This is a genomic window from Caballeronia sp., assembly GCF_049581465.1.
Taxonomy (GTDB): Bacteria; Pseudomonadota; Gammaproteobacteria; order Burkholderiales; family Burkholderiaceae; genus Caballeronia.
Genome location: NZ_JBAUSA010000097.1, coordinates 1 through 3,053 on the forward strand (window position 1 = coordinate 1; position 3,053 = coordinate 3,053).

Genomic DNA, 3,053 nt, shown 5'->3' on the forward strand with positions numbered 1-3,053 from the left:
TTATCCGTACATTGCGGCGGTCATTTTCCTGTTCGGCAGCCTCGCGCGCTTCGAGCGCGAGCAGTACACGTGGAAGGCGGACAGCTCGCAGATGCTCCATCGCGGCAATCTGCGGCTAGGCAGCATCTTGTTTCATATCGGCATCCTGGGCCTTTTCTTCGGGCATCTTGCGGGCCTGCTCACGCCGGTTGCAGTGTGGGACTGGCTCGGTGTCGAACATGGCACGAAACAAGCCGTCGCGATGATCGCAGGCGGCGTGATGGGAACGATCACGCTCATCGGCTTGCTGATTTTGGTTCATCGCAGGATCACCAACGCCCGTGTGTCCGCAGTCACGCGCACGGGCGACAAAGTCCTGCTGGTGTGGATTCTTGTCACGCTGCTGCTCGGCTTATCGACGATCCGCGCGTCCGCAGATCACATGGACGGGCACATGATGCTGCAGCTCATGACATGGGCGCAGCACGTCGTTACATTCCAGGGCGACGCGGCGCAATACGTGGCAGCGGCACCGCTCGTGTTCCGCATGCATCTGTTCATGGGCATGTCGCTCTTCGTGATCTTTCCGTTCACCCGGCTCGTGCACGTGTGGAGCGGCTTTGCTTCCGTCACCTACCTTACTCGCGCATGGCAACTCGTGCGCCCGCGCTGATCCGTACAGAGGAGCGATCATCATGGCAATCATTGTCAACGGCGTGGAACTCGCCGATACCGACATCGAGCGCGAGCTGAGTGCGTCCGATTCACATCAATCGGCGCTGACGGCAGCGGTATTGCGCCGCGTGTTGCTCGACGAAGCCGCGCGCTGCGGCATCGCGAGCGGCGCCAGCGACGAAGCCATGATCGAGGCATTGCTGACGCGCGAAACAGCGGATGTACCCGATCCAACGCATGAGGAGTGCGAACGGCACTATCTTGCCGACCTGGAGCGCTGGCGTGTCGGCCAGAAGGTGCGCGTGAGCCACATCCTGTTTCAAGTGACGGAGCGTGTCGACCTGGTGGCGTTGCGACAGCGTGCACAGCAGGCTCTCGATCAGTTGCGCGAGGCCCCTAGCGACCTGGAGCTTCGTTTCGTGCACCTCGCGCGCACGCTGTCGAACTGTCCCTCTAGCGTCGATGGCGGCGCGCTTGGCGAGATCGGCCGCGGCGACACGGTGCCGGCCTTCGAACGCGCGGTGTTTGCTATGCCGGCCGAGACGCTCTGCCCTTCACTCGTGGAAACGGAATTCGGCTTTCACATTGTGCGGGTTCATGAGAAAACGCCGGGCAAGGTGTTACCGTTCGATCAGGCCGAAGCGCGCATTCGCAACGCCATGTCGCTGGCAGCTCGCGATCTGGCCGAGCGGCAGTACCTGACGGACGCGGTGGCACGCGCACACATTGAAGGGTGGAAGGACGGAGTGGCAACATGAACGAAACAGCGGCGAAACCCCGTATTTTCGGAATTTGCGGGCGTTCTGGACAGGGTAAGACGACCTTGATCGAAGCGCTGCTGCCGTGGTTTCGCGCGCGCGGCTGGGTGGTGAATGTGGTGAAGCACAGTCATCACCCGATCGAACTTGAACCGCCGCAAAAGGACAGTTCACGTTTTCGCGCGGCGGGCGCGGGTGAGGTCCTGGTCGCGTCCCCGTACCGATACGCCATTCTTCGCGAATTGCACGATATGCCCGAACCGCCGCTGGCCGAGTTGATCGCGCGGTTATCGCAGGCTGACCTCACGCTGGTGGAGGGCTTTACGCGCGAGGCGCTGCCACGCCTGGAAGTCGTGCGGCCCGTCGCTGCAAAGCAACCGCTTTATTTAACCGATGCTTTAACCATTGCGACGATCGTAGGCATCGCGACGGACGACGCACTGCGGCTTCATGACGCACCCGCAATCGCGATCCTGCCTCTGGACAGCATTACGCTGATTGGCGAGTTCATATGTAAAACAGTCGGACTCTCGCCGCCATAGCCGGGCGCACCGGATAATCGATGCCCCTTGCATCACGGCGTCACGCAGCACCATGTCCACTATTGCGCTTCACGCTGCCTCGCCGGCCACGCCGTTTCGATACCGCCTTTTCACGCGTATTGTCGCGTTGTCGGGCGTAGCGCTCGCACTCGTATTGTCGATGATAGCGGGCACCCTCTGGCTCTCGTGGCAACTCGAAGGCGCCGGAGCGGCCATCAACGACGCCGGAAGCTTGCGCATGCGCGCCGGCAACGTCGCAATCCAACTTGCAGGAAAGGACGCCAGCGGCGTCGATCGGGAACTCGCCCTGCTCGACCTGACGCTCGCTCACCTGCAACGGGGAGACCCCGAACGGCCGCTTTTCCTTCCATCGACGTCCGGCATTCGCGCCCAGTTCGACGCGGTATCGCGGACCTGGCGCGACTCGCTCAAGCCTTCGATTGCGTCCAGCATCGGGCCGTCGCTGTACCTCGAACGGCTGCCCGCATTCGTCGCTCAAGCCGATGCGCTTGTCAGCATGATCGAGCGCGACAACGCCCACAAGACATCCTGGCTGCGCCGCTGGCAGATCGCGCTCGCCGTGCTTGCTTGCGCGGGCACCATCGCGATCGTCTACTTGCTGTACGCGTGGTTCGTCACGCCAGTCCGGCGTCTTGACCATGGCCTTGCGCGCATTGAGAAGCGTGAGTTCGGCGCCCGTCTCCCGGTCGACACCCGCGACGAATTCGGTCATCTCGCGCAGGGCTTCAACCGGATGGCAAATGAACTTCAGAGCCTCTATCAAGAGTTCGCACAGCGTGTGGCGCGCAAGACCGCGCTGCTCGCCACGCGCAATGGCGAACTGGTCGCGCTTTACGAAATGACCTCGTTCCTGCATGAGGCGCACGACATGGAAGTGCTATGCCGTGGTTTTCTCGCGCGTGTCATGCGCCAGTTCGACGCCGACGCCGGTTCGGTTCGCGTACTCGCTCAAGATGGCGCGCGCCTTCATGCGGTGGTCTCAGAGGGCTTGCCCGACTCTCTGCTGCGCGCGCCACGCTGCATGGCGGCGAACGCCTGTGCGTGCGGTGCAGCGGCGACCGGCGGGTCGACCGTGTTG

Annotated in this window: 4 protein-coding genes; all 4 read left to right on the forward strand. The window is 62.6% G+C overall.

Going from position 1 to position 3,053, the window contains the following annotated elements; translation table 11 throughout:
- On the forward strand, nucleotides 1–652 hold a 652-nt coding region (narI, locus tag WCA53_RS02375; protein WP_423905076.1), incomplete at its 5' end, for a respiratory nitrate reductase subunit gamma.
- 22 nt (nucleotides 653–674) lie between these two features.
- Entirely contained in the window at nucleotides 675–1,412 is a 738-nt protein-coding gene (locus tag WCA53_RS02380) for a peptidylprolyl isomerase (RefSeq protein ID WP_423905078.1), read from the forward strand.
- Nucleotides 1,409–1,954 carry a molybdopterin-guanine dinucleotide biosynthesis protein B gene (gene mobB / locus WCA53_RS02385; protein ID WP_423905080.1) on the forward strand — a complete coding sequence of 182 codons (546 nt, stop codon included), beginning with the start codon at nucleotides 1,409–1,411 and terminating at the stop codon, nucleotides 1,952–1,954. The genes WCA53_RS02380 and mobB overlap by 4 nt, the downstream gene beginning before the upstream one ends.
- Before the next feature lie 52 nt (nucleotides 1,955–2,006).
- The coding region (locus WCA53_RS02390; RefSeq protein ID WP_423905083.1) for a type IV pili methyl-accepting chemotaxis transducer N-terminal domain-containing protein at nucleotides 2,007–3,053 on the forward strand (1,047 nt) is incomplete at its 3' end.